The 21,369-nt window shown below is 49.9% G+C and carries 23 protein-coding genes; 22 read left to right on the forward strand and 1 reads right to left on the reverse strand.

Annotated elements, in window-relative coordinates:
* The first annotated feature begins 489 nt into the window (after window positions 1–489).
* The 8 genes from V7051_RS11680 to V7051_RS11715 all read left to right on the forward strand — a co-directional run bounded on the left by V7051_RS11680 (window position 490) and on the right by V7051_RS11715 (window position 8,666).
* Window positions 490–2,277: a methanol/ethanol family PQQ-dependent dehydrogenase gene (locus V7051_RS11680; RefSeq protein ID WP_333875140.1), complete on the forward strand. Its 1,788-nt coding sequence runs from the start codon at window positions 490–492 to the stop codon at window positions 2,275–2,277.
* A complete protein-coding gene (locus tag V7051_RS11685) occupies window positions 2,274–3,107 on the forward strand; it encodes a substrate-binding domain-containing protein (RefSeq protein ID WP_333875141.1) in 834 nt (277 codons plus the stop codon). Before V7051_RS11680 ends, V7051_RS11685 begins: the two co-directional genes overlap by 4 nt.
* A gap of 17 nt (window positions 3,108–3,124) precedes the next feature.
* Complete coding sequence (locus V7051_RS11690; RefSeq protein ID WP_333875142.1) at window positions 3,125–3,610, forward strand: c-type cytochrome; 486 nt, start codon at window positions 3,125–3,127, stop codon at window positions 3,608–3,610.
* Window positions 3,611–3,615: 5 nt separating this feature from the next.
* Window positions 3,616–4,578 (forward strand): cytochrome c oxidase subunit II, encoded by a 963-nt coding sequence (gene coxB / locus V7051_RS11695; RefSeq protein ID WP_333875143.1) that lies wholly within the window; start codon window positions 3,616–3,618, stop codon window positions 4,576–4,578.
* An 11-nt stretch (window positions 4,579–4,589) separates the two neighbouring features.
* Window positions 4,590–6,554: a cytochrome c oxidase subunit I gene (gene ctaD, locus V7051_RS11700; protein ID WP_333875144.1), complete on the forward strand. Its 1,965-nt coding sequence runs from the start codon at window positions 4,590–4,592 to the stop codon at window positions 6,552–6,554.
* A complete protein-coding gene (locus tag V7051_RS11705) occupies window positions 6,547–7,146 on the forward strand; it encodes a cytochrome c oxidase subunit 3 (protein WP_333875145.1) in 600 nt (199 codons plus the stop codon). Before ctaD ends, V7051_RS11705 begins: the two co-directional genes overlap by 8 nt.
* 4 nt (window positions 7,147–7,150) lie before the next feature.
* The gene (locus V7051_RS11710) at window positions 7,151–7,588 is read left to right on the forward strand and encodes a hypothetical protein (protein WP_333875146.1); all 438 of its coding nucleotides are present in this window, start codon (window positions 7,151–7,153) and stop codon (window positions 7,586–7,588) included.
* 124 nt (window positions 7,589–7,712) lie between these two features.
* Window positions 7,713–8,666: a cytochrome c oxidase assembly protein gene (locus tag V7051_RS11715; RefSeq protein ID WP_333875147.1), complete on the forward strand. Its 954-nt coding sequence runs from the start codon at window positions 7,713–7,715 to the stop codon at window positions 8,664–8,666.
* Between the two features lie 7 nt (window positions 8,667–8,673).
* On the opposite strand, the gene V7051_RS11720 is transcribed toward V7051_RS11715, so the two are convergent.
* On the reverse strand, window positions 8,674–9,108 hold the full coding sequence (locus tag V7051_RS11720; protein WP_333875148.1) for a GlcG/HbpS family heme-binding protein: 435 nt from the start codon (window positions 9,106–9,108) through the stop codon (window positions 8,674–8,676).
* 564 nt (window positions 9,109–9,672) lie between these two features.
* On the opposite strand from V7051_RS11720, the gene rlmB reads away from it, so the two are divergent.
* The 14 genes from rlmB (at window position 9,673) to hemN (ending at window position 21,367) form a co-directional block, all read left to right on the forward strand.
* Window positions 9,673–10,419, forward strand: coding sequence for a 23S rRNA (guanosine(2251)-2'-O)-methyltransferase RlmB (gene rlmB, locus V7051_RS11725; RefSeq protein ID WP_333875149.1), 747 nt, complete (start codon window positions 9,673–9,675; stop codon window positions 10,417–10,419).
* A 4-nt stretch (window positions 10,420–10,423) separates the two neighbouring features.
* A complete protein-coding gene (gene ccmA / locus V7051_RS11730) occupies window positions 10,424–11,047 on the forward strand; it encodes a cytochrome c biogenesis heme-transporting ATPase CcmA (protein ID WP_333875150.1) in 624 nt (207 codons plus the stop codon).
* Window positions 11,047–11,721 carry a heme exporter protein CcmB gene (gene ccmB, locus V7051_RS11735; RefSeq protein WP_333875151.1) on the forward strand — a complete coding sequence of 225 codons (675 nt, stop codon included), beginning with the start codon at window positions 11,047–11,049 and terminating at the stop codon, window positions 11,719–11,721. Before ccmA ends, ccmB begins: the two co-directional genes overlap by 1 nt.
* Before the next feature lie 50 nt (window positions 11,722–11,771).
* Complete coding sequence (locus V7051_RS11740; RefSeq protein WP_333875170.1) at window positions 11,772–12,665, forward strand: hypothetical protein; 894 nt, start codon at window positions 11,772–11,774, stop codon at window positions 12,663–12,665.
* 30 nt (window positions 12,666–12,695) lie between these two features.
* Complete coding sequence (locus tag V7051_RS11745) at window positions 12,696–13,331, forward strand: DUF6338 family protein (protein ID WP_333875152.1); 636 nt, start codon at window positions 12,696–12,698, stop codon at window positions 13,329–13,331.
* Between the two features lie 208 nt (window positions 13,332–13,539).
* Window positions 13,540–14,301 carry a heme ABC transporter permease gene (locus tag V7051_RS11750; RefSeq protein ID WP_333875153.1) on the forward strand — a complete coding sequence of 254 codons (762 nt, stop codon included), beginning with the start codon at window positions 13,540–13,542 and terminating at the stop codon, window positions 14,299–14,301.
* Window positions 14,301–14,459 (forward strand): heme exporter protein CcmD, encoded by a 159-nt coding sequence (gene ccmD, locus V7051_RS11755; RefSeq protein ID WP_333875154.1) that lies wholly within the window; start codon window positions 14,301–14,303, stop codon window positions 14,457–14,459. The genes V7051_RS11750 and ccmD overlap by 1 nt, the downstream gene beginning before the upstream one ends.
* Before the next feature lie 3 nt (window positions 14,460–14,462).
* A complete protein-coding gene (ccmE, locus tag V7051_RS11760) occupies window positions 14,463–14,909 on the forward strand; it encodes a cytochrome c maturation protein CcmE (protein WP_333875155.1) in 447 nt (148 codons plus the stop codon).
* Window positions 14,909–16,855, forward strand: coding sequence for a heme lyase CcmF/NrfE family subunit (locus tag V7051_RS11765; protein ID WP_333875156.1), 1,947 nt, complete (start codon window positions 14,909–14,911; stop codon window positions 16,853–16,855). Before ccmE ends, V7051_RS11765 begins: the two co-directional genes overlap by 1 nt.
* The gene (locus tag V7051_RS11770; protein ID WP_333875157.1) at window positions 16,855–17,676 is read left to right on the forward strand and encodes an NYN domain-containing protein; all 822 of its coding nucleotides are present in this window, start codon (window positions 16,855–16,857) and stop codon (window positions 17,674–17,676) included. The genes V7051_RS11765 and V7051_RS11770 overlap by 1 nt, the downstream gene beginning before the upstream one ends.
* A gap of 91 nt (window positions 17,677–17,767) precedes the next feature.
* The gene (locus V7051_RS11775; protein WP_333875158.1) at window positions 17,768–18,298 is read left to right on the forward strand and encodes a DsbE family thiol:disulfide interchange protein; all 531 of its coding nucleotides are present in this window, start codon (window positions 17,768–17,770) and stop codon (window positions 18,296–18,298) included.
* Entirely contained in the window at window positions 18,298–18,756 is a 459-nt protein-coding gene (locus V7051_RS11780; RefSeq protein ID WP_333875159.1) for a cytochrome c-type biogenesis protein, read from the forward strand. The genes V7051_RS11775 and V7051_RS11780 overlap by 1 nt, the downstream gene beginning before the upstream one ends.
* A complete protein-coding gene (gene ccmI, locus V7051_RS11785; RefSeq protein WP_442919653.1) occupies window positions 18,753–19,988 on the forward strand; it encodes a c-type cytochrome biogenesis protein CcmI in 1,236 nt (411 codons plus the stop codon). Before V7051_RS11780 ends, ccmI begins: the two co-directional genes overlap by 4 nt.
* The gene (hemN, locus tag V7051_RS11790) at window positions 19,988–21,367 is read left to right on the forward strand and encodes an oxygen-independent coproporphyrinogen III oxidase (protein ID WP_333875172.1); all 1,380 of its coding nucleotides are present in this window, start codon (window positions 19,988–19,990) and stop codon (window positions 21,365–21,367) included. The genes ccmI and hemN overlap by 1 nt, the downstream gene beginning before the upstream one ends.
* Window positions 21,368–21,369: the final 2 nt, after the last annotated feature.

Consider the following 21,369-nt stretch of genomic DNA (forward strand, 5'->3'; position numbering starts at 1 on the left):
ATCACCAAAAATAGTCTCACGATGCTTCGGCAGTCAACAGTGCCGAATAAGTCGAAGCTCAGCCTTTGATCCTCATTCGAAATTGCAACATATCCCCCCAAAACTAATGATTATCCGAGCATTCCGCATAATCACTGATTCATAAAAACAGCTTCGTCCGGCAACGGACAAAAGCAGAGCTCTCTCCTTTCGTCCTTATCATTTCCTGTTTTAGCTCCATCCAATTAATTCGTTCAATTACCTGTTTTGAAATGAACTCCGCTAATTCGATAGATGGGTCCGGTAAATTATTTGTGATTTTTCTGGCAATAGGCGAAAACAGGAATAGCCATATCCCATTAACAGATTCTATGTGCGATACCGTACCGAAGTGAGGTTTGGACATACCTTAATATTTAAAACAGTGGGTCATGAGAACTTATATTGCCTTTGTACTCGTGTGTTGACCGACTTGAGCATCCCTTTTACTCATCCATACCAGGTGGTTAAATGTTGTTACTCCAGATTCGTTATGCTGCTTTCCTGATATTGTTTTCGTTTTGTCTGAAGGCGGATGCAGAAGCCCCCGCGCCGGTTACCGCCGATATGCAATGGACTATGCCGGCAAAAGACTATGCGTCGACGCGCTTTAGCGAAGAAACCCAAATTAACGCAAACAACGTCAACCGGATGCAGGTGGCATGGACGTTCTCAACCGGCGTTCTTCATGGTCACGAAGCCGCGCCGTTGGTTGTCAACGACACACTGTATATCGTCACGCCCTATCCTAATATTCTGTATGCGCTGGATTTAAATGAGCCTGGCGGTCCTATCAAATGGGCGTACAAATCGCATCCCCAACGAGCATCTCAAGGCGTAGCCTGTTGCGATGTCGTTAACCGCGGAGCCGCTTTTGCCGACGGTAAAGTGGTCTTCAATACGTTGGACAATCAAACCATCGCTGTCGATGCCAATACCGGCAAGGAAGCCTGGAAAATCAAACTCGGCGACATCAATTTGGGCGAAACCATGACCATGGCGCCTCTGATCGTCAAAGACAAAGTACTGGTCGGCAATAGCGGCGGCGAAATGGGCGTGCGGGGTTGGCTAACAGCGCTTGACCTGAAAAGCGGAAAAATAGTCTGGCGCGCTTATAGCACAGGACCAGACAAGGATGTACTGATTGGAACGGATTTCAAAGCGCCTTACGACTCAGATACCGGGCACGACCTCGGCGTTAGCACATGGCCCGCCGACGCCTGGAAAGTCGGAGGCGGTACGGTATGGGGTTGGCTGTCGTACGATCCCGAACTCAACCTGGTTTATTACGGCACCAGTAATCCCGGTGCCTGGAATGCCGACCAGCGCCCCGGCGACAATAAATGGGCATGCAGCATTTTTGCCCGCGACCCCGATACCGGCTATGCCAAATGGGCTTACCAATACAGTCCGCACGATTTTCACGATTACGATGGCGTCAACGAGAATGTCTTGGTCGATCTGAGCATTGACGGCAAGCCGCGCAAGACCATGCTCCATCCTGATCGCAACGGCTATATGTATTTAATGGATCGCACCGATGGCCGGATCATTTCAGCGGTTCCATTCACCCACACCAATAGCGTCGAAAAAATCGACCTGAAAACCGGCCGTCCGGTCATGGCCAAGGATAAGGAAACGCATCAGGACCAACAGGTCAAAGATATCTGTCCGGCCGCGCCCGGCGGCAAGGACTGGCAGCCTTCGGCCTATTCGCCGCGAACGCAGCTCTTGTATGTACCGCATAACAATATCTGCATGGATATGAAAGGCACGGAGGTCGGCTATATTGCAGGCACGCCCTATGTCGGTGCCGAAGTGGTGATCAAGGCCGGACCGGGCGGCAATCGCGGCGCGTTTACCGCGTGGGACCCGGTTACTTCGAAACCCGCATGGTCGATCAAGGAAAAATTTCCGGTATGGAGCGGCGCACTGGTAACGGCAGGCGATGTCGCGTTTTACGGCACCATGGATCGCTGGTTCAAAGCCGTCGATGCGAAGACCGGCAAAGAATTATGGAAGTTTCGCACCGGCTCCGGCGTGATCGGTCAGCCGATTACCTATAACGCCTCCGGCAAACAGTATGTGGCAGTGCTGTCCGGTGTCGGCGGCTGGGCCGGGGCAGGCGTTGCAGGCGAGCTAGATACCCGGATACCTTTCGGCGGCCTGGGCATCAGCGGCATTTCCGCCGACTTGCCGATGGCGACCGCAGCCGGCGGCATGTTGTATGTGTTCGCGCTGCCGGAGGCTGCCAAATGACCTGGCTTAACATGAATTTGCTGCTCATGCTGGTACTGCTGCAAGCACCGGCCTGGAGTGATGATCAAGCGGATGCGAATCGCATACTGCGCGTTTGTGCCGATCCCAACAATCTGCCGTTTTCCAACCAGGCCGGACAAGGTTTTGAAAATCGTCTGGCCGAACTGTTGGCGCAGTCGTTAGGCCGGAAAGTCGAATATACCTGGCATGCGCAACGGCGCGGATTTTTGCGCGAAACGCTGAATGCAGGGCTTTGTGACGTTGTGATGGGCCTGCCCAGCAAGGATGACAAGGCGCTGACGACCCAGCCTTATTATCGCTCAAGCTATGTACTGGTATATCGAAGCGATCGTGATTACGGCATCCGTTCGCTGGATGACCCTAAGCTCAAGCAGCTTCGCATCGGCGTACACCTGCTCGGCAACAACAGCCCGCCGCCTGCACTCGCGCTGGCTCATAGCGGCATTACCAATAATGTGGTCGGTTACAGTATCTACGGCGATTACAGCGATGCCAATCCGCCCTTGCAATTGGTAAAAGGCGTGGCCCAGGGAGATATCGATGTCGCTATAGTCTGGGGACCCATGGCCGGATATTTTGCCAAAGATGAACCGGTTGCCCTGACCATCGTACCGCTAAGCTATAGCAAACAAGATAAATTGCCGCTTGCCTTTTCGATTTCATTGGCTGTACGTAAAGGCGATGAATCGTTGAAGGCGCGGCTCAATGCCGCGCTCGACCGCAATCGCGATACCATCCGCATCTTGCTGGATGGATACCATGTGCCGCAAATGGATAGATTCCATGAACCGGCGTCCTTTCGAAATTGACTAGCGAGCGTTGCATTATGCGTAGCATCATCTTGAGCCTGATCGCAGTTGTCTTTTTCACTACGGGATCAGCCGTTTATTCTCAAGAGCTACAGCCGCAAAATCCGTCCGAACCGACGCCCAAACAGCTTTTACAGACCGAAGTCGGCCAAACGCATATTCCGGTGCAGGCCAAGTCCGCTACCTATGCCAATCCGTACGCGAATGATAACCAGGCTATCGTGGAAGGACGTAAATTGTTCAACAGCATGAATTGCTCAGGCTGTCATGCGCCTTTGGGAGGCGGCGGCATGGGACCGCCGCTGTCGGATGATGAATGGGTTTACGGCGACAGACCGGAACAGATCTACCTGACTATCCTGCAAGGACGCCCCAACGGCATGCCTGCATTCGGTAGCGCTCTGCCTGAGGAATCGATCTGGAAGCTGGCGGCTTATATCAAGACGCTGAGCGCCTTGCCCGCGCCGTCCAATCCACCGGCCCAGCCGAAATCGTCAGATTGAGCGTGATGATGGATACCCCGCTTGATTATCTGTATAGTTTCGGCCCTGCGGCTGATCCCCTGGTCAAACTGGGCTGGGGGCTGATAACCATATCGCTGCTAGTGACAGCCATCATAGCCATACTGTTGCTGGTGGCGATTTTCAGTCGCAGACAAAAAGCCCGGCCTGATGCCGAAGGCCATCTTCCGATCACCCGCGACTCCGGCGGCATGATGTTGATATACATAGGCGTCGGCATCTCGACCGTGGTGTTGTTTGCCAGTGCGGTATGGACAATCTTCACCTTGGCGGCTGTCGCTTCGCCTGCTCGTGCGCCGACGTTGACTATCGATATAACAGCGCATCAATGGTGGTGGGAAGTCAGATACCAAAATGACAAGCCGGCGCTGATCTTTACTACGGCCAATGAAATTCATATTCCCACCGGCGAGCCGGTACGTATCAATTTGGCAACCGTCGATGTCATCCATTCATTTTGGGTGCCGCAATTGGCAGGCAAGATGGATGTGATCCCCGGCCAACACAACAGCACTTGGATACAGGCCGACAAAGCCGGTGATTATTTTGGTCAATGCGCTGAATACTGCGGTGTGCAGCACGCGCATATGGCATTCCATGTGATCGCGCAGACGCCTGACGAGTTTGCCTCGTGGAATCGGCAGCAACTGGCGGCGGTTGGCGCGCCGCAAAGCGAGACTTTGCAACAAGGACAAAACGTGTTTATGACGCGTTGCAGTGTATGCCATGCAGTGCGCGGTACCATAGCCGGCGGCAATCTCGGCCCGGACCTCACGCATGTGGCGAGCCGCGGCACTATTGCCGCAGGACTGCTGGTCAACAATACCGATAACGCCGCGGCCTGGATCGATGACGCACAAGCCCTGAAGCCGGGCAGCAGCATGCCGTCCCTGCATCTTTCGCCGCAAGAATTGACCGATGTGGTCGCTTATCTCGGCAGCTTGAAATAATGGAGCTTGATGTGACGGACACTGACTTTTACCGGACACCGATTATTTCCCAAGCCTCCGACCCGGAGAATGCAGCGCGCTTGCAGCGGCTATGGGAAACGCCTCCGGGACTGCGCGGACAGCTCACCACCGTCGACCATAAGACTATCGGCATCCGCTATCTGGTCACTGCATTCGCTTTCCTGCTGCTAGGCGGGCTTGAAGCACTGATGATGCGCTTACAGCTCGCACACGCCAATCAGCATGTGCTGACGCCGGAGCAGTATAACCAAATGTTCACGATGCATGGCATCACGATGATCTTCTTATACGCTTTGCCGGTGTTGTCGGGTTTTAGCAATTACCTGTGGCCGCTGTTGCTGGGATCGCGCGACATGGCGTTCCCGCGCCTCAACGCTTTGTCATACTGGGTATTCCTGTTCTCGGGCCTATTCATTTATGCGAGTTTTTTGGCGGGCGATGGCCCCAACAGCGGCTGGTTCAATTACGTGCCTTACTCTTCATTAAGCTACAATCCGGGGCAGGGCATCGATTTCTATGCATTGGGCATGATACTGCTTGGCATTTCCACCACGGTGGGGTCCATCAATTTTGTGGTTACGCTGTTTCGCTCCCGTGCACCGGGAATGTCCCTCAACCGGTTGCCCATTTTGGTCTGGGGCACGTTGACTGCCTCGGTCGGCAACCTGTTGGCGGTGCCGGCAGTGAGTCTGGCTTTTCTGATGTTATGGATGGACCGGCGAGTCGGCACCCATTTTTTCGATGACGGTGGCGGCGGCAACCCGCTGCTGTGGCAACATTTATTCTGGATGTTCGGCCATCCGTGGGTCTATGCCATCGTATTACCGGCCATGGGTATTATTTCCGACGGTTTGCCGACTTTTTGCCGCCGTCCGCTGGTAGGTTATACGCCGGTTGCATTATCCACCGTAGCGACTATGTTCATCGGTTTTGGCGTCTGGGTACACCATATGTTCGCCACCGGCCTGCCGCCTATGTCCCTGTCGTTTTTCAGCGCAGCCAGTTTTGTTATTGTGATCCCGAGCGCGGTGGCGGTATTTGCGTGGATTGCAACGATATGGATGGGCAGGCCGGTGTTCAAAGTGCCGTTCCTGTTCTTTGCCTCGTTCGTGTTGTTGTTCGTGATCGGTGGTGTATCCGGCTTCATGACAGCTGCGGTGCCGTTGGATTGGCAGTTGACCGATACTTACTTTGTCGTTGCGCATTTGCATTATGTATTGCTCGGCATCAATGTGTTTCCTGTGATTGGCGGTATCTATTTCTGGTTTCCGAAAATAACCGGCAGGCTTATGGATGAACGTTTGGGCCGTTGGAATTTCTGGACCATGTTCATCGGTTTCAACCTGGCTTTCTTCCCTATGCATATCAGCGGACTGCTGGGCATGCCGAGGCGGATCTATACCTATTCCAACGGCTATGGCTGGGATACGCTTAACTTTGTCACCACGATAGGCGCTTTCCTGTTTGCGATCGGCGTGTTGCTGTTTGTGGCCAATGTCGCGCTTAGCCTGCGCCGAGGGGAAAAATCCGGCCCCAATCCCTGGGATGCTTCTACGCTTGAATGGGCGGTAGCCTCGCCGCCTCCGCCCTATAACTTTGCGGTAATTCCGACGGTGGCAAGCCGCCATCCATTGTGGGAGTCGCATCTGTCCGAAGAAGGTTCGGACTCGTCCGTACTTGACCGGGGGCCGCTGTTGGCTCAAGGACGTGAAACAATGGGCGTCACCGTGTTGGATGGTGAGCCCGATGTCATCCTCAAGATGCCGCCTGATTCCTTTGCGCCTCTGGTAATGGCAGTGTTGCTGACCGCGCTGTGCTACAGCGCACTGATTCATAGCGGGTGGCTATGTGCACTGAGTACGGTCGGCATACTTGGCTGCCTGTTGATATGGTTATGGCCAACCGCGCTTGTCCAAAGCGTGAAATGCCAAACTATGGATGTGCATTATGACTAATGGCCCTCTATTTCAGAAACAATTGCCGGTAGGCGCTATAGGCCGTCGCGCTTCGGGTTGGTGGGGGATGTTGATGTTGATCGCCACTGAAGCCGCATTATTTTCTTATCTGTTGTTTAGTTATTTTTACCTTGCTAGTCAGGCAAAAACCACTTGGTTGCCGATCGCTATGCCATCACTGCGTTTAGCCCTCCCCAATACGATTATTCTTCTCGCCAGCAGTCTGGTCTTATGGTGGGGCGAACGAGCGATGCGCCGGGGGTTATTGATAAGGCAGCTGCTGGCGATTGGCCTGGCACTGGTTTTGGGTATGGTTTTCATAGTCGTCCAGTTTCTGGAATGGCATTTGAAAACTTTCTCGATGACGGATAACGCCTACGGCTCGCTGTATTTCACGATAACCGGTTTCCATATGCTGCATGTATTGGGCGGTATATTGATGCTGGGAGTGTTGTTCATCTGGGCCGCACTGGATTATTTCAATGCCGAGCGCCACACACCGATATCGATAGGCGTCGTTTATTGGCATTTTGTCGATGCGGTATGGCTGGCGGTATTCAGCAGTTTTTATTTATATCCTTATCTTCGGTGATGCTATGGAGAATAATACATCGGCAAACCCTGCACATCCCTCGCCGCATCGAGAAGAAATCAGCCTGACTGGACTATGGTTCGGCATTCTCGGTGCGCCGCTAGCCTGGATAGGCCTGGAACTGGGTTCCTATGTTTTGACCACAGCAATATGCAAAGCCGATCCACCGTCAACGATTGCGGCGCACACCGATAAGGTTTGGCAAAGTTTGTTGGCGATAAATGTGGTTGCGGTCCTGCTTGCATTGTCCGCTGCCGGTGTCGCGGTCTACAACTGGCGGAAAGTACGGTATGAGATGAGCGGATCAGCGCATGATCTGCTCGACGTCGGCGAAGGTCGCACACGCTTTCTTGCGATGTTCGGCCTGATTACCAGCCTTGGATTTCTGGTTGCGTTCATTTTCAGTGCTGTTACGTTATTTTTAATTCCGCTGTGCAGATAACGTACAGGTGTGCGAAAGGATATCGCTTTTTAAAGACAAGGTGATTCCCGAGAAAAAATATGATCTACGGAAAACAGGAAAAAATAATCAACAAAATCGTGGTATGGACTTTTTCGTACTTTTCGTGAACAAATTTTTTGGCGGATTCATTATTGGCAATCAACTAAAGCCGTTGCTAATGCTGAGCCTGATGCTGGCAACGCCATCGGCTTTCGGCCATACGCCGGGCGAAACGATTGACAGTTCATGGCGTTTCGAGCCTGAGGTGGTTCTGCCCTTGCTACTGACAGTGACCGTCTATGTCTCCGGTATTTTTCACCTGCAACAGCAAGGCATACGCAGCCGAATCGTAAGCGGGTGGCGTTGCTCTGCCTTTGCTCTGGGCATGTTGGCTTTGATCGTGGCGCTGATGTCGCCGCTGGACTTGCTTGGTGAATTTCTGTTCTCAGCGCATATGATTCAGCATCTGATACTGATGCTTGTGGCCCCGCCGCTGTTGATATTGGGGCGTATGGACGTAGTGCTGTTGTGGACTTTTCCGCTGCCTCTACGGCGCCTGATCGGACACGGCTGGCGCAAAGCTGCCCGACTGCGCTTTACGATCGGCCTGTTGACCCGGCCTGTCAGCGTGTGGCTGTTGGCGAGCGCGACGATGTGGTTCTGGCATATCCCCGGTCCTTACGTCTGGGCATTTGATAATCCGTCTATCCATATCCTGGAACACCTGAGTTTTTTCCTGACTTCTATTGCGTTCTGGGCGTTGGCTTTGCGGCCATTCAGCCGCGATAAAAGCGGCCATGGCACCGCCCTGATGCTGCTCATCACGTTTGCGATGGAAAGTGCGTTGCTGGGGGCCTTGCTGGTATTTGCCGGTCATCCGTTTTATGTTGTGCATACGGCTCTATCGCGGCAGATGCCGTATTTTCTGTCTAATATTTCGCCGTTACAGGATCAGCAGCTTGCCGGCCTTATTATGTGGGTGCCGGCAGGATTGGTGCAGCTGGTCGCGACAGTAGCCGTGTTCGCCGACTTGCTGTCCATCCCGCAAGAGCGGCGAGCCGGTTCAGTTGAATCTTGATTGGGATTTAAGTGCGCCACGGATGCTTCGGCAGATCGATAACGCCGACGACTTTTACTCCGACCTGCGCGACCTTATGATCGTTGTCTACGGTGCCGCCGCTGACGCCAATCGCGCCTATCAGCACGCCTTGTTCGTCCACGATCGGCAAGCCGCCGGGAAATGTGATCAAACCTTCATTGGAATGCTCTATGCTGTAAAGCTGGCCGTTGGGCTGGGACAGTTTGCCCAAATCGCCTGACGGCATTGCAAATAAACAGGCGGTTTTGGCTTTTTTGATCGCGACATCAATGCTACCGACCCAGGCATCATCCATGCGCCGGAATGCTTTCAGGTTTGCGCCTGAATCCACCACGGCTATGCAGCTGGGTGTCCCTGTTTTATTGGCTTCATTAACTGCGGCATCAATCACTTGTTCCGCTTGCTCATAGGTCACATGCATTTTATTACTCCAATATCGATTGAATGGAAAACCGTTTTGTGGAAACGGCGAAGGCAAGGCGAGCTGCATTTAAAATGATTAGGTATCTCGCAATGCCGGTTAAAGACTAATCGCAACATCAGCCGCAGTCGGTACGGTATCAAACATAGACGGCAACTTAAGGTGTCCCGTTGCGAAAGAGGACTATAGCGATTTCAGCGCCGGAGTTTGGTTGAAACTAATTTATTTTTATAAAACAGTAGTTTAAATGGAGAATGCTTGACTTTAACAGCAGCTCAAGCCAATATATTTTTAATTATGCAATAAGTCGCGGGAATGCCTCAGGATTGCTGCTCGTTGGCCCGGATGAGCGAGCTAACAAGCTCCCGGCAATACCAACAGAATAAAAAATAAACTCAAAGCCTTTGATATGGATAGCCTTAAGGCTATCATTACCGGCTGCGCATTTATGGCGGAGTTGGACGGTATATCGTTACGGGCAATAGCATGTAATGTTGTTTATGCGTCATTAATACTTAACAAAAGCTCTCTATTCAAAACAGAGCTTCTTACATTTCATAATCAATGAATTTAAGCAAAATATACGGCATACATTCGGTTCAGTCGGCTTTGGATTATTCGCCTAAAAAAATCAATAAAGCCTGGATTGACGGCCAACGGCAAGATAAACGCTTGACTCAACTGGTCGATAATTTACTGGATTTGGGCATAGAACCGGAAAAAATCGACCGGAAAAAGCTCGATCGTTTTGCGGAAGGCAATAATCATCAAGGTATCGTTATTGAAGTTGAGATGCCCGGCGAATTATCGGAAAGCCATCTAAAGGATGCGGTCTTAACGCTATCGGGAACGCCTTTATTCCTGGTGCTGGATAATGTTCAGGACCCACACAATTTCGGCGCCTGCCTTAGAACCGCAGATGCGACCGGCGTACATGGCGTGATTATCACCAAGGATAATGCGACCGGAATTACGCCGACAGTCTGTAAAGTTGCCAGCGGGGCTGCTGAAACGGTGCCGGTTTATCAAGTGACCAATTTATCCAGAACGTTACGCTGGCTCAAAGAGCAAGGTATCTGGGTCATGGGGGCGGCGGGCGAAGCAACGCAGACGGCTTATCAAACCGATTTTACCGTGCCTCTGGCTTTGGTCGTCGGCGCTGAGGGCAAGGGCTTAAGACGGTTGACCAAGGAACAATGCGATGTGCTGGTCAAGTTGCCGATGCTGGGCCAGGTAGAAAGTCTTAATCTGTCGGTTGCAACCGGTGTGCTGCTTTATGAAACCGTGCGCCAGCGATTGCCGGCAGGTTGATTTGATGCAAGCAAAATCGACGCATTCTCTTGAAGGCCGGAGTTTAAGCTGTATCCGCGATGACCGGGTGCTGTTCGAACAACTGACTTTTGACTTGGTTTCAGGACAGGTTTTACTGCTGGAAGGCAAGAACGGTAGCGGCAAGACCTCGCTATTGCGCATTTTATGCGGATTCCGGGAGCCGGATGCAGGCGTGATTCACTGGTGCGGCGACGAGATAAATGACAGTCCGTTCTATGCGCAAATGGCTTATGTCGGCCATTTGGATGGAATTAAAAAGGAACTGACGGTCTTGGAGAACTTGAAAATGTCCTTGGCCTTAAGCAGTTGCGGACAGTATTCCATTCATGAGGCTTTAGCGAAGGTTCATTTGCCGGGTTATGACGATGTCCTGGTACAGACTTTATCGGCGGGCCAGAAGAGACGATTGTCTTTGGCCAGGTTGCTGATTACCGAAAATGTGTTGTGGATTCTGGATGAGCCTTTTACTTCCTTAGATAAACACGGCATTGCTTTAATCGAAACTTTAATGGCCGAACATTGCGCCAACGGCGGCATGATTGTTCTCACTTCGCATCATGATATCGATTTGCCTGATGTCGATGTCCAACGTATTAATTTATCCTGATGTCTTTATCCCGTGCATTTTTTGCCGTTATCCGGCGCGATCTGGTTTTGGCTTTGCGGCGTCGTTCGGAGATAGCCAATCCGTTGCTGTTCTTTATCCTGGTCATAACCTTGTTTCCGTTGGGTATTGGCGCGCAGCCGCATCTATTGCAGGCCATTGCGCCGGGCATTATCTGGGTGTCCGCATTATTGGCGGCGATGCTGTCTCTGGACAGCCTGTTTCGTTCGGATTTTGACGACGGTTCGCTGGAACAAATGCTGTTAAGTCCGCACCCGACCTCGGTATTGGTGTTAGGTAAAATTGTCGCCCATTGGCTGGTCACCGGTTTGCCGTTGTTGATTGTCGCGCCGCTACTGGCGGTTTTTTTAGGCATGCCCAATCATGCATTGGGAATCTTGTTGCTGACCTTGCTGCTGGGAACGCCGGTATTAAGCTTGATAGGAGCGATTGGCGTTGCGCTAACCGTGGGGCTGCGGCGGGGCGGCATGATTTTGTCGCTGCTGGTTTTACCGTTGTATGTTCCTGTGTTGATTTTCGCCGGTAATGCGGTACAGATGGCTGGCGGCGGCTTGCCTGTCGATGCTCAAATCAATATTTTGATTGCCATTTTACTGATGGCTTTAGTACTGGCGCCTTTGCCGGTAGCCGCTGCATTAAAAATGAGTATTAATTGATAATATCTCGTAGAATAATCAATCATATTATCGACGTGGAATAAATGATTATGTCATCGGCTAAGTTTTTGTCCGTTTTTGCACCAGCTACTCAGCAACAAAGAAAAGAAAATTTTGACAATTATTGGGAATTTACCCAACAGCATGGCGGAGAATTACTGGAAGACGAGAAGAACTTAGCTAAGAAACGCGACCGGCTGAAACACTTTCAGGATAACCCGGTTAAACTGCGCCGGCCGCTGGCTGATCCTGACGCTTTTTACCGTAATTACGTCGACATGCAAGATGATCCTAAGTCATTGGATCGTATGACGCTGATGCTGACCGGCATCTACAAGTTTGCCCGGCATGAATGGGTGGGTATTAAAGGCGCGTGGGATGCGGTGCCGGATATGGCTAATTCGCATACCGTAGAAGATAAAATCAGCCGGGTGCACTTAGCTGAAGAGTTTTGCCATGTGCGCCTGTTTGATGAAATGCTCCGTACTTGCGGCTTGGATAAAGTGGAATGGGTGCCTCTGGGGCCGATCAAAGAAAAAATCTACGAGCAGTTTCCCAAATTACCCGGTTTTTTAATGGACACACCGGCCTTCGTTACCGAATTGATGGGGGTGACTTTCTATTGTCACTTACATCGGCTGTTGGACGATGTGTTGGCTGATGAACCGGAAGTACGCGACCGTTTAAAAGAATTGCTCGACGAAATTACCATTGACGAAGTGGCGCATGTCGGACAACGAAGAAATTTTGTCGGCCCGATAGGTATGAAAGTTTCAAAATGGCTGGTTAGGCCTTTTTATACGATGTTCTTTAATGATATTCCCGAAGTCGGGCTCTTGTTTGATGTTGAGCAGATGATTAAAGACGGCATCGCTTTTGATTTTAATGAATTGCCTGAGTATATGATTGAACGCAGTTGGATTCCTTCATACTGCAAGATTTAAATAAACGCGCAATGATCATGAAGAGTTGAAATGGAAAATTTCGCCAAAGATTTTGTATCGATTCTGCAATATTTGCTTCCCGGCTTTGTTTCTGCTTGGGTTTTTTATGGTTTAACCTCGTATCCGAAACCCCCTCAGTTCGAACGGGTTGTTCAGGCAATGATTTTTACCTTATTTACCCAGGCCACGCTTAACATTGTTGAATTTATTTTAAAATTTGTTGGCCGTTATTGGTCGATTGCAAATTGGACTGAATCGTCCAGTTTAATTTGGTCAATAATAATTGCTTTGCTTTTGGGGTTGATATTTTCTTATTTCGCCAATAATGACATGCTTCATAAGCTGTTGAGAGACACAAAGTTAAGGGGCAAAAATATTACCTATCAAGGGTCTTTCTCTTCAGAATGGTTTAAAGCATTTCTAGAGCCAACCTATATAGTGTTGCATTTTAACGATGAACGTCGGCTTTACGGGTGGCCTATTGAATGGCCACCTGAACCGACGAAAGGACACTTTTTGATTGCCGACCCATCATGGTTAGTTGAAGATGGTGAGGAAAAACGTATTATCGGTGTAAAAAATATTCTGGTTAATGTCAATGACGTTAAGTGGGTTGAATTTTTAAAACAAACATGGGAGAACAATGATGACAGCGAGACAATCTAATCCGCCACCGCCGTTGCCACCAGCTGGTAATAGATCAAGAGCTCAAAAAAATGAAAATCCACCGCCGCCTTCCATGTCTGTACGGCCAACACCGCCGCCGCCGCCGCCAAGAAAAGAAGGTTAACTATCGCGTTTACGCTGGATGGATAACAATTCTGTCCAGTGTTGGTCTTGAACCTTTTGTCTTGAACCTTTTACCTGACTTACTATGTTTTTAATCCCTGATCCTGTAGTCCGATTTTTCCAGCGTATGGCGTCTCCGCCGCATTTTTACGCGTTTACCGAGCGTTTAATGCCGTGGCTGGTGGCTATTTTCCTGTTGCTGACAGCCGCGGGTCTGTACGGTGGTTTGTATCTCGCACCTGCCGATTATCAGCAAGGCGATAGCTATCGCATTATTTATATCCATGTACCCAGCGCCTGGATGTCGTTATTTATTTACGTGATTATGGCAGTTGCCGGGGCAATAGGCCTGGTCTGGCGTATTAAATTGGCGGAAGTTGTAGCTATCAGCAGCGCGCCGGTCGGAGCCAGTTTTACCTTTATCGCGCTGGTGACAGGCTCCTTATGGGGCAAGCCGATGTGGGGTACCTGGTGGGTCTGGGATGCGCGGCTGACGTCCGAATTGATATTGCTGTTTTTATATCTCGGCGTCATCGGACTTTACGGCGCGATAGACGACAAGCGTACCGCGTCCAGGGCCGTGGCTATTTTGGCTTTGGTTGGCGTGGTCAATATCCCGATTATCCATTACTCGGTCGAGTGGTGGAATACGCTGCATCAAGGGCCGACGGTAACAAAAATGGACAAACCGTCCATCCATGTCAGTATGTTGATACCGCTGTTGCTGATGGCGGTAGCGTTTAAATTTTATTACCTGATTGCGATGTTGCAGCGGGCGCGTACCGAACTGTTGCTACGTGAACGTAATGCGCAGTGGGTGAAGGCGATGATCTCGGAGTCGAAATAATGAGTATGCAGGAATTTTTCGCCATGGGCGGCTATGCCTTTTATGTCTGGACCTCTTACGGCCTGACCTTCATCGTGCTGCTTGCCAATATTATTATTCCAGTGGTGCAGCGCAGACAGTTTTTACGTTCCTTGGCGCTTAAGCAAAAACGGCAGTAAATCATGAAACCAGCAAGAAAACAGCGATTAATGCTTATAGGCCTGATGGTCATCGGCGCCGCTCTAGCCACCGGCTTCGCGCTTAAGTCGTTTAATGAAAATTTGATGTATTTTTTTTCCACTACCGATGTTGTGGAAGGTAAAGCGCCTAAAGATGCGTTGTTTCGCTTGGGCGGCATGGTCATTAAAGGTTCTGTAGAAAGGCCGAATGACGGCTTGATGGTGCGTTTTAAACTGACCGATTTTAGCAAGGATGTGACGGTTGAATATACAGGCATCCTGCCGGACTTGTTCAGGGAAGGCCAGGGCATCGTTGCGCACGGCAAGTTAAATGAACAGGGCGTTTTTATCGCCGAAGAGGTGCTGGCCAAGCATGATGAAAACTATATGCCGCCGGAAGTGAAAAGCAGTTTGAAAAACCAGCCTGCTCCAGTTACAGGACAAAAATAATGATCGCAGAACTGGGACATTTTTCGCTGATTCTGGCCTTGTGCATGGCCGTTATTTTAGGGTTGTTGCCGATCATCGGCGCTTCCCGATCCATATCCGGCTGGATCGCCGTAGCAAGGCCCGCCGCGTTTGGGCAACTGTTATTCATGGCGATTTCATACGGTTGCCTGACCTATTGTTTTTTAGCTCATGATTTTTCGGTCGCCTATGTCGCCACTAACTCCAATACCGCATTACCGGTTTTGTATTTGGTTTCCGGTGTCTGGGGCGCGCATGAAGGTTCGTTATTGCTTTGGGCGCTGATCTTATCCTGCTGGACGGGCTTGGTTGCGTTGTTCAGCCGCAATATTCCCGATGCTACCGTAGCCCGGGTTTTGGGGGTAATGGGGCTGGTTTCTATCGGTTTTATCCTGTTTTTATTGCTGACTTCCAATCCGTTTGAGCGCCTGTTTCCTGCCCCGTTAGAAGGGCACGATTTAAATCCGTTATTGCAAGATCCCGGTTTGGCAATCCATCCGCCGATGCTTTATATGGGCTATGTCGGCTTTTCGGTGGCTTTTGCTTTTGCGATTGCGGCCTTGCTCGAAGGCCGTTTGGATGCAGCCTGGGCGCGCTGGTCAAGACCGTGGACCAATATTGCCTGGATGTTTTTAACCGTTGGTATTGCGTTGGGCAGCTGGTGGGCCTATTACGAGCTGGGCTGGGGCGGCTGGTGGTTTTGGGACCCTGTCGAAAACGCCTCATTCATGCCCTGGTTGGTCGGCACCGCGCTGATTCATTCGTTGGCGGCCACTGAAAAACGCGGCGTATTTAAAACCTGGACGGTACTGCTGGCGATTTTTGCTTTTTCGTTAAGCTTGTTGGGTACCTTCCTGGTGCGTTCCGGCGTATTAACCTCGGTGCATGCATTTGCCAGCGATCCGGCACGAGGCTTGTTCATACTGGTATTTTTGGCTGTTGTGGTCGGCGGCTCGTTATTGCTGTATGCGATAAGAGCGCCCTACGTTAAAAGCAGTGCGACCTTTGAACTGGTTTCAAAAGAGTCGGCAATATTATTGAACAATGTGCTGCTGGTGGTGACCGCTTCCAGTATCTTGCTGGGTACTTTGTATCCGCTGGTGATCGATGCATTGGGATTGGGCAAGATTTCAGTGGGCCCTCCGTATTTTAATGCCGTGTTTATTCCGCTAATGGCGCCGCTGGCGATTGCCGTGAGCTTGGGCATGTTGTTACGCTGGAAAAGAGACAATATCAATGTTATTGCACTACGGGTGCGCTGGATTGTTTTGGCCTGTGTTTCCGGCGGACTGCTGATTCCGTTGGCCATGCCGTTTTATTCCTGGGGAGCGGTATTGGGCTTAACGCTGGCGTTGTGGACAATTGCGATTACCGGCATGTCTTTTATTGACCGGATGGGGCCGCAAGGATTTTCATGGCAACGGCTGCAAACCGTACCGGCCGGTTTTTACGGCATGACTGTGGCGCATCTTGGCATCGCCGTCTTCGTGATCGGCATTACCCTGACCTCCGTTTACAGCGTTGAAAAAGACGTCCGTATGGCGCCTGACGACAAGCTGGATATGTCCGGTTATATCTTTGAATTCCACGGCGTAAAACAAACCCAAGGACCTAACTATGTTGCGGAACAGGCCTTTGTGACAGTCAGTTACGAAGGCAAGCAAGTCGCAAAACTGGAACCGCAAAAACGGGTATACCGGGTGCAAAAAATGCCGATGACCGAAGCGGCTATTGATGCCGGATTGTTTCGGGATTTGTTCGTTGCGATAGGCGAGCCTCTGGGTAAGCAGGGTGCCTGGAGTCTTAGAATTTATTACAAATCATTTATCCGTTGGATTTGGCTCGGTGCGCTGTTTATGGCTGCGGGCGGGTTAATCTCTGCCTGTGATAGACGGTATCGAGTTGCCAAGATACAAACGGGTGGATAATGAACATTAATGAAAGCAAAAGATTTGCTTTATTGATTGATGCTGATAACGCACAAGCTAAAGCGATTGATGCGATATTAACCGAAGCAGCCAGATACGGAGATGTAACTTCACGGCGTTGTTATGGTGATTGGACAAATACTCGACTCGGTAGCTGGAAAAGCGTGCTTAATAAACATGCAATTCAACCTATGCAGCAATTTGCTTATACCTCGGGTAAAAATGCTACTGATTCTGCTTTAATTATTGATGCAATGGATTTGCTTTATACCGGTAAATTTAATGGTTTCTTTCTGGTTTCCAGTGACAGCGATTTTACCAAATTAGCCACTCGTATCAGAGAAGCTGGGCTTGAGGTTATTGGTATTGGTAGACTGTTAACGCCCGAAGCTTTTCGTGCCGCGTGCAATAAATTTATTTTTACCGAAACCATTATGGATGATGAGGGATCTGTTGATGAAATTAAGAAAAACACAACGCCTATAGCAACAAGCGCCACTGTTTCACAAAACGCTATTTCTCCTTCATCCCAAAATGATAAGAACAAGCAATCGGCCAAAATTGTAGACCCATCGAAAGATAAAAATTTAAAGAAGTTGATTAAAGAGGCTATTGAGTCAGCCTCTGAAGACGATGGATGGGCCAATTTAGGCGCAGTAGGTGCTTATATTCCACGTGTGAATAGTTCATTTGATCCTAGAAATTATGGTTTTGCAAAATTTGGTAAGTTAGTCAGATCGCTTGATTACATAAAAGTACAACAACAAACTGTTGAGAGTGGGTCGAACCTTTATATCCGATTTAAAGATTCTACTGATTGATACAGAATTGAAACAAAGCTATTTTATGATGTTTTATTGCTGAATAAAGCTCCTGACAGTGAATTGTTATTAGACTTGAAAAATTAACATAATGCTTAAATACATCCTTCCTTTAATATTATTCATCGTTTTGGCGGTGTTCCTTGCGCTGGGCTTGAACCTTCATCCCGGCGATATTCCATCGCCGCTGATCAACAAACCGGCTCCGGCATTTTCTGCACCCAAGCTGCAAGCACCGGAAGACAAATTATCCCAGGCCGATTTAAAAGGTAAAGTCTGGTTGTTTAATGTCTGGGCATCGTGGTGTGTATCGTGCCGTTCGGAACATCCGATACTTAATCAATTGTCTCAACAAAAAGCGGCGATTATTGTCGGCCTGAATTACAAGGATGAGCCGGAGGCCGCCTTAGGCTGGCTGGCGCAATTGGGCAATCCCTACGATGTCAGCATTATGGATCAGGACGGGCGCATCGGCATCGACTGGGGCGTTTACGGCGTACCGGAAACATTTGTCATCGATAAACAGGGCGTGATCCGGTACAAGCATACCGGCCCCGTTACGCCTGAAGATGTACAGCAAACTTTCCTGCCTTTGATCGCCAAGTTACAGGCTGAAATTTAATGAAGTCTTTATCTATTGTTTTATTGTTGGTGCTGTCCGGCATAGTTTGCGCCGGTGTCGAATACCGGGAATTTGCGAATCCTGAGCAACAAGAGGCTTACGAAAACCTGACCTCGGAACTGCGTTGCCTGGTTTGTCAAAACCAGACTATCGCCGATTCCAACGCAGAACTGGCCGCAGATTTACGCAGGCAAGTTTATGAAATGCTGCAACAAGGCAAATCAAAGCAGGACATCGCTCAATTTATGACCGATCGCTATGGCGATTTCGTTTTATACAATCCACCGTTTAAGCTTAAAACCGGCCTGCTATGGATAGGGCCGGTAGTATTCTTGTTCATCGGTTTAATCGCGGTGATTTTGTTTACGCGGCGAAAAAAGGCTGCTGCGACTGTTGAAATCAGTGCTGAGAAACAGCAAAAAATCCGCAGTTTATTGGAAAAAGGTGATCAGTCTTGAATATGCTATTTTTGCTTATCGCTAGCGTAATGGTCATGATCGCTTTTCTGATCGTGCTGCCGCCGTTGTGGCGAAAACATCCGGTTGCGGCAGCAGACCAGGATCAGCGCAATATCGCTATTGCCCGGCAGCGGCTGGTTGAGTTGAAAGAACAGCTGCAAGCCGGTGCATTAAGTCAGGCGCTTTATGACGAGCAGCTTGCCGAGCTTGAACTGGCATTGAGCGATGATCTCGATATCGAGAGCCATGTTAAAGGATCGGCGTCGCAAGGCCGATGGATGGCACCTATGCTGATGTTGGCGATTCCTTTGGCAGCCGGTTCGCTTTACTGGACACACGGTAATTACTCGTCATTAACGCAGAGTCAACAAACTGCTGCGGCAAATCCGGCAACACCAGAATTGGAACAAATTAACAACATGGTTGCCGGGCTTGCCGAGCGCCTGCAAAAAGAGCCGAATGATGCATTGGGCTGGACTATGTTAGGCCGGTCCTACAAATATCTACAGCAGTATCCTAAAGCCGTCGACGCCTTCGAACATGCCTACAAGTTAATAGGCGATCAGCCGGAAATTATGCTGCTGTATGCCGATGCGCTGGCTTTTGCCAACAATGAACAATTGGACGGAAAACCTTCGGAACTGGTGTTTAAAGCTCTGGCGATGGAACCTAATAATGTGACCGGCCTATGGTTGGGCGGTATGGCAAAAGCGCAAACAGGCGACTTCGTTGCTGCCAGGGATTTGTGGAAAAAACTTGAAACGCAATTACCGGCCGGTTCGGATGCTCAGCAGGAAATACAAGGCCTGTTGGCTAAGATTGCAACGCAGGTACCGGAAGACGCTGCCGCGCAAGCGGAATCAAAACCTGCTGAGCCGGCCAAAGCAGCGAATATCGATGTTCAGGTAAGTTTAGCGCCCGAGCTGCAAAAATCAGTTAGCCCTAATGACACGGTTTTTATTTATGCCCAAGCCTTATCCGGCCCCAAAATGCCGTTGGCTATCGTGCGTAAACAGGTTTCCGAACTGCCGTTAACTGTTAGTTTGACCGATGCGATGGCGATGATGCCGACCATGAAATTATCGAACTTTGAGCAAGTTAAGCTGCTGGCGCGGATTTCCAAATCCGGCGATGCGATGCAACAGCCCGGCGATTTGATCGGCGTTATCGAACAGGTCGTCTTGACCGATAAAAGCGCTCATAAAATAGTCATTAACAGCCCAATAAAATGATGGATCAATCTATAAAATTCGATTTAGGGCTGATCAATCGCTACGATAAAGCCGGTCCACGTTATACCTCTTACCCGACCGCACTGGAATTGCACGAAGGCTTCGGCGATCATGAATACCGCCAACATATAGAAAAATCCAATGCCGCAGGCGGGCCGTTATCGCTGTATTTTCATATACCGTTTTGCGATACCGTCTGTTTTTATTGCGCTTGCAATAAAATCGTCACCAAAAATCGTAAACATGCGGAACCTTACTTAGCAAATCTGTGTAAAGAAATTGCGATGCAGGGCGATTTGTTCGACTCCAACCGGGTTGTCAATCAATTGCACTGGGGCGGGGGAACGCCGACTTTTTTAAGTTACGAGCAGATGCTTACCCTGATGGCAGTAACTCGCGAGCATTTTCATTTAAGGAATGACGACAAGGGCGAATATTCAATCGAGGTCGACCCACGGGAAACCAACGACCAAACTATAAAACAACTACGCGAGCTGGGCTTTAACCGGGTCAGTTTGGGCTTGCAGGATTTCGACCCGGCCGTACAAAAAGCCGTCAACCGTTTGCAAAGCGAAGAACAAACGTTCAGCGTTTTAGCGGCCGCTCGTGCCGAAGGTTTCCGCTCAACCAATATCGATTTGATCTACGGCTTACCGCTGCAAACCGTAGAGTCCTTTGCCCTTACCTTGGATAAGATCCTTGAGGTAACGCCGGATCGTTTTTCGATCTTTAACTACGCCCATATGCCTGCACGATTTAAAACCCAGCGCCAGATTAACGACGTCGATATGCCGACGCCCGATGTCAAACTGGCTATTTTGCAAATGGTAGGGCAACGGCTGACCGAAGCCGGTTATGTCTATATCGGCATGGATCACTTCGCCAAGCCTGACGACGAGCTTGCCGTCGCTCAGCGCGAGGGGCATTTGTACCGCAACTTCCAGGGCTATTCCACGCATTCGGATTGCGATCTGGTGGGTTTGGGCATTACGTCCATCGGCCGGGTAGGCGATGCCTATATCCAGAATGTCAAAGAGCTGGACGAATATGACCAGCTGATCAGCCAAGGCCAGTTGCCGGTATTTAAAGGCGTCGAACTGGATGATGACGACAAGCTGCGCCGCGCGGTAATTACCCAATTAATCTGCCATTTCGATTTGAGTTTTGCTGCCATTGAACAGCAATTCGATATTAATTTTGGCGACTACTTTGCCAAGGAATTGATAGCATTAGCGCCGATGCAAACCGATGGTTTGCTGGTTTTGTTAAAGGAAGGGGTGAAAGTGCTATCCGCAGGCCGTTTGTTGATCCGAAACATTTGCATGGTATTCGACAAATATCTGGCACAAAAACAACAGCAATTTTCAAAAGTTATTTAAGT

Origin of the sequence: Methylobacter sp., from assembly GCF_036845245.1 — a bacterium.
In the GTDB taxonomy this organism is placed as follows: Bacteria; Pseudomonadota; Gammaproteobacteria; order Methylococcales; family Methylomonadaceae; genus Methylobacter_A.

Coding starts and splice junctions, on each gene's coding strand:
- V7051_RS11680 (WP_333875140.1), top strand. CDS start 490: ATGTTGTTACTCCAGATTCGTTATGCTGCTTTCCTGATATTGTTTTCG.
- V7051_RS11685 (WP_333875141.1), top strand. CDS start 2,274: ATGACCTGGCTTAACATGAATTTGCTGCTCATGCTGGTACTGCTGCAA.
- V7051_RS11690 (WP_333875142.1), top strand. CDS start 3,125: ATGCGTAGCATCATCTTGAGCCTGATCGCAGTTGTCTTTTTCACTACG.
- coxB (WP_333875143.1), top strand. CDS start 3,616: ATGATGGATACCCCGCTTGATTATCTGTATAGTTTCGGCCCTGCGGCT.
- V7051_RS11705 (WP_333875145.1), top strand. CDS start 6,547: ATGACTAATGGCCCTCTATTTCAGAAACAATTGCCGGTAGGCGCTATA.
- V7051_RS11710 (WP_333875146.1), top strand. CDS start 7,151: ATGGAGAATAATACATCGGCAAACCCTGCACATCCCTCGCCGCATCGA.
- V7051_RS11720 (WP_333875148.1), bottom strand. CDS start 9,108: ATGCATGTGACCTATGAGCAAGCGGAACAAGTGATTGATGCCGCAGTT.
- rlmB (WP_333875149.1), top strand. CDS start 9,673: ATGAATTTAAGCAAAATATACGGCATACATTCGGTTCAGTCGGCTTTG.
- ccmA (WP_333875150.1), top strand. CDS start 10,424: ATGCAAGCAAAATCGACGCATTCTCTTGAAGGCCGGAGTTTAAGCTGT.
- ccmB (WP_333875151.1), top strand. CDS start 11,047: ATGTCTTTATCCCGTGCATTTTTTGCCGTTATCCGGCGCGATCTGGTT.
- V7051_RS11740 (WP_333875170.1), top strand. CDS start 11,772: ATGTCATCGGCTAAGTTTTTGTCCGTTTTTGCACCAGCTACTCAGCAA.
- V7051_RS11745 (WP_333875152.1), top strand. CDS start 12,696: ATGGAAAATTTCGCCAAAGATTTTGTATCGATTCTGCAATATTTGCTT.
- V7051_RS11750 (WP_333875153.1), top strand. CDS start 13,540: ATGTTTTTAATCCCTGATCCTGTAGTCCGATTTTTCCAGCGTATGGCG.
- ccmD (WP_333875154.1), top strand. CDS start 14,301: ATGAGTATGCAGGAATTTTTCGCCATGGGCGGCTATGCCTTTTATGTC.
- ccmE (WP_333875155.1), top strand. CDS start 14,463: ATGAAACCAGCAAGAAAACAGCGATTAATGCTTATAGGCCTGATGGTC.
- V7051_RS11765 (WP_333875156.1), top strand. CDS start 14,909: ATGATCGCAGAACTGGGACATTTTTCGCTGATTCTGGCCTTGTGCATG.
- V7051_RS11770 (WP_333875157.1), top strand. CDS start 16,855: ATGAACATTAATGAAAGCAAAAGATTTGCTTTATTGATTGATGCTGAT.
- V7051_RS11775 (WP_333875158.1), top strand. CDS start 17,768: ATGCTTAAATACATCCTTCCTTTAATATTATTCATCGTTTTGGCGGTG.
- V7051_RS11780 (WP_333875159.1), top strand. CDS start 18,298: ATGAAGTCTTTATCTATTGTTTTATTGTTGGTGCTGTCCGGCATAGTT.
- hemN (WP_333875172.1), top strand. CDS start 19,988: ATGGATCAATCTATAAAATTCGATTTAGGGCTGATCAATCGCTACGAT.